Origin of the sequence: Barnesiella sp. ET7, assembly GCF_024733785.1 — a bacterium.
Lineage (GTDB): Bacteria > Bacteroidota > Bacteroidia > Bacteroidales > Barnesiellaceae > Barnesiella > Barnesiella merdigallinarum.
On sequence record NZ_JANRHM010000035.1, the window covers coordinates 1 to 4,554 of the forward strand.

General features: G+C 45.1%; 4 protein-coding genes. All 4 read left to right on the forward strand.

Features of this window, described 5'->3' with window-relative positions; genetic code table 11:
• Nucleotides 1-809: hypothetical protein (locus NW211_RS13595; protein ID WP_258328239.1), on the forward strand; the 809-nt coding region annotated here is incomplete at its 5' end.
• 1 nt (nt 810) lies between these two features.
• Nucleotides 811-1,512 carry a prokaryotic E2 ligase family D protein gene (locus tag NW211_RS13600; RefSeq protein ID WP_258328242.1) on the forward strand — a complete coding sequence of 234 codons (702 nt, stop codon included), beginning with the start codon at nt 811-813 and terminating at the stop codon, nt 1,510-1,512.
• Nucleotides 1,509-2,297 (forward strand): PRTRC system ThiF family protein, encoded by a 789-nt coding sequence (locus tag NW211_RS13605; protein ID WP_258328240.1) that lies wholly within the window; start codon nt 1,509-1,511, stop codon nt 2,295-2,297. Before NW211_RS13600 ends, NW211_RS13605 begins: the two co-directional genes overlap by 4 nt.
• 229 nt (nt 2,298-2,526) lie before the next feature.
• Nucleotides 2,527-4,554, forward strand: a 2,028-nt coding sequence (locus tag NW211_RS13610; RefSeq protein WP_258328241.1) for an ATP-binding protein, incomplete at its 3' end; no start/stop codon positions are given.

The window sequence follows — 4,554 nt, forward strand, 5'->3', positions numbered from 1 at the left end:
TGGAGCATACGCCCGGTAGAAGTATAGGTGAAAGCATATCCAACCTATATCACGAGATGGATACCATTAAAGGCGATGGCATAAATCTCAATTACGAGGAGGATGGCGGTCGCCTATACTTTAATCTGTGGCAGACACATACCTGGGGAGAATATACGCTATACTATTTCCCTATGAGGTTTGTGGAGAATCTTAATTCTAAGCTTAGACGAATCGTTATTACTTTCATTCATAATCTAATGAAGGCAAACGGATTCTCGACAATCAATGACGAGGATGATGTTGATTGCATTTTGGAATGGATATCCGATCCTCCGGAAGATGAAGAACCGGAAGAACGTAAGAAAAGAGAGCGGCTGATACGCTCTTATAAGAAAGGTGGAAAGGCGTACAATCTCCTCGATAGGGTATGGCGCAAGTCCTACTACAAGAACCTGCCGAGAGCCATTGAAGATTATGACTGCAAAAATGGCTTTGAGCAAGGTTTGATAGAGTTGATGAGGAAAGGATTGGAGTTCATTACACCTAATAAGTCAATTATGTATTACGCATACGATCCTTTCTATGATGAAGAGCCTGATGTCCTTCCCGTAGGCTTGGAACAGCAAATAAGGGTTGTATATGATTTCGATATGTTGACTGATTATCTTGAAGATCATCTCACGCAAAATCTATATAACTCTTACGACATTATTCCGATTTCTACATTCGAGGTTACACCTCATACAGAAAAGCCGTTCTCATTGGAAGATACCTATCCCGAAAGGTTCTTCAAGTGGGCGGACCAATTCATCTATTATATAAGATAAGATTATGGATACCAACAAACTTACCAAGCAGATAAATACGATGCTGCACCCCCGTGCGGCATTGATAGCATACTCCACAGATGGAGGAGATACATACTTACTTGAAGTAAGGAGCATAGATAATGAGGGAGCCATGAGCGAAGGCCGTCCCGTAACGGTGGACTTCATCAACGAACTGATAAAGGGATATTCCGAAAGGCACAGCAGCACACCGCATGGTCGCATCCCAACAAATATGCTATGGAGTGATACACGCAAGGGCTACGAGAAATATATCTGGTACAACCCGCCACAAAAGCGTATGATGTTCTTCAAGGAGTCGCTACATATTGAGAATGCCGAGTATAACCTGCCCGGTGTCATATATGAGGTGCGTGATGAGCGTATGAATATCTACGCATACATAGACAAGGAACTGAAGCCAGAAACGGAACTTTACGCGGCTCCGTTCTTCAATGTCACGGGGTCAAGCGTCTGTCTCGGCTCGGCAAAGATTGACAAGCCGACAGAGATTACCTACGACAAATTACTTGAGTACTGGGAGAAGAAGTTCTGGCTCACGGAGTTCTCACACCTCGGAGGTAACGGAAATCCCACAAAGAGCAACCTTGTACTGGTAACAAAGGCAGCAAAGGATGCTCCATTCAACCTCGAAGAGTTAAAGCCTCTAAAGAATTTGAAACTTAAAGATATACTACGATGAAAAGAGTACACTATACCGACAGCTATCTGCTCAATCCACAACACCCCGTAACGGTAAACCTTATAGGTGGTGGAGGTACAGGCTCGCAAGTATTGACAAACCTTGCACGATTGGATGTAACACTTCGTGCTCTCGGACATCCGGGACTATTCGTAACACTATACGATCCCGACATTGTTACCGAAGCCAATATCGGGCGACAACTCTTCGGATATTCCGACTTGGGACTGAATAAGGCGAATTGCCTGATAACACGCATCAACAACTTCTTCGGAAATGACTGGAAGGCTGTGCCGGCATTCTATCCCTCCAATATGAAAGATGTACGACAGGAACATCTTGCCAATATCACTATCACCTGTACGGACAATATAAAGTCGAGAATAGACCTCTGGAATGTACTCAAAGCATTGCCACAGTACAATTATACGAACTATCAGACACCTCTGTATTGGCTTGACTTCGGCAATACGCAAACATCGGGACAGGTCGTATTGGGCAGTATCCCAAAGAAGATAAAGCAACCTACCTCACAAATTTACCAGACCGTACCGTCATTAAAGGTCATTACCAAACTTGTGAAGTATGCCCGAATCAAGGAAGATGACTCCGGTCCGAGCTGTTCACTTGCCGAGGCATTGGAGAAGCAGGACCTGTTCATCAACTCCACATTGGCACAGCTTGGCTGCAATATCCTCTGGAAGATGTTCCGACACGGTATGATAGAGCATCACGGACTCTATCTAAACCTTGCGACAATGAAGGTCAATCCGATAATGGTATAATTAATAGTAGCTGTCATATTAACACAAATATGATGGCTTTTTTTATGCTATTGCCCACTTTTATAACAATATAGCCAACATTTTTAGCGTTTTATATTACATCACAGCCTTGAATAGCTATTAAAAAATGATAAAGTCGCCTTAATTTTTTGCTTTATTAGTAATTTTGCGCTCCAAGGCATGTATGATAAACTGTTCGGACTAACCCGAGCCTTAAATATAGGACGCAATGAAGATTCAAAGAAAGTTAGCCTTAGGCTATACTATTATTGTCGCCCTAATTGGTGGTATCGTATATACGTACCTGCACGAATGGCGACAGATGGACAGATTGGAGCGTGAAGTGAAAAAGATTCACGAACTCCGGCAAAGTGTACACGAGGCATACGTGCATATGCTCGACCTTACGATGTTCGGTGAGACAATCCTTGAATGGGAGGAGGCAGACACCGCACTCTATCGTGTCAAGAGGTTAAAGGTCGACAGCATTCTCTGCGAGTTCAAGAACTTCTATTCGGATGAACGAATAGATAGTCTGCGGCATCTGATGGCAGAGAAAGAAATCCAACTATTCAATATCTCCCAGTTGTTTGAACAACAAGTGGAACTCGGCGAAGAACTTGCCGAGCGTGTCCCCGTCATCGCTTATGAGAGTACACAGGAGCCACCTAAGAAGAAAGGCGGTTTCTTGGGACTATTCAAGAAAAAGGAGAAGACTCCGCCTCAATCCACAACTTCTACGAAACTTTACACCCTCAATAGGGATGTCATCAGGAAACAATCCGAGCAGAGCCGGAGATTATCGGAAACGGCAGACAGTCTGGCACAGCGTAATCTCAACATCAACCTGAAACTGAAAAATTTCATCACGGTATTGGATGAGCGTGTTACAGCCGACCTTCAAGAGCGTGAAGAACAGATCATCAAAACCCGTGAACGGACAAAAGTATGGCTGGGTGGCATAACAGCCTTCATCTTCCTTGCTCTGCTGCTCTCATACATCGTCATTATGCGTGACTACGGGCGTAAAGAGCGTGGTCGTCGCAAATTGGAGGCAAGTAACCGCAAGAATGCTGAGTTACTTGAAATGCGTAACAAGATTATCATGACCATATCACACGATATTCGTGGCCCGCTCAATGGTATCAGCGGTAACGCAGAGCTGGCTATGGATATGAGGGACAAGAAGAGACGCAACCACAAGCTCAGGAACATTACCATTCTATGCAAGCATGTACTGCACCTTGTAAATAACCTCCTTGATGTCTATCGTCTGGATGAAGCCAAGGAGACTCCGAATCCCGTCCCGTTCCACCTGTACGAGTCGTTGGAGAGAATTGCCGATAGTGTATCACACATGATAAAGGAGAAAGGTCTGCAATTCAAACATCGCTACACCAATACAAATGTTACGGTAAAGGGCGACAGGGATAAGATAGGGCGTATCATCAACAATCTCATTACCAATGCTGTCAAATTCACATCCGAGGGAAATGTATGTTTCAAGGCTTCGTATGAGAATGGCTGGCTGACAATGAAGGTAAGCGATACGGGAGTCGGTATCTCCGAAGATATGATGAAACGCATATATGTACCCTTCGAGCGTACTACAAATGAGAATAATGCCGATGGCTACGGTCTTGGTCTGCCTATCACCAAAGGTCTTGTCACTCTGCTTGGTGGAGCGATTGAGGTGGAGAGCAAGCAAGGTGCAGGAACGATCTTCACTGTTAAATTGCCTCTGCCTGTAACCGATGAGAGTGTGGAAGAGGAAACGGTAGTGGCTGATATCTCGCATCACCTTCCTGGTTGCGTAATCGCCATTGACGATGATGCTTTGCAGTTGGAGGTAATCAAGGAGATGCTGGAGCGTAACGGTGTCTCGTGCAAGACCTGCATCAATGCCAAAGAACTCTTTGAGGAGATGAGAAATAAGGACTTCGACCTTGTGCTGACCGACATTCAGATGCCCGACACCAATGGTTACAGAGTCTTGGAATTGTTGCGTAAATCACGCATAGGCAATTCCCGAACCGTACCGGTGGTGGCGATGACCGCCAGAGAGGATGGCGACAGACAGGCTCTGCTGGATGCTGGCTTTGACGGTTGCATTTTCAAGCCGTTCTCCATGGTAGACTTGCTGCAACACCTCGCCTCCGTAGTCATGGAGAGGGAACAGAACGAAAGTGCTGATTTCTCCGGACTGCTTGCTGAGGTTACAGACAAAAGGAAGGTGTTGGAATTACTGCTGGAGAGT

Excerpts from the sequence above, each read along its gene's own strand:
- NW211_RS13605 (WP_258328240.1), top strand. The coding sequence starts at position 1,509 with ATGAAAAGAGTACACTATACCGACAGCTATCTGCTCAATCCACAACAC.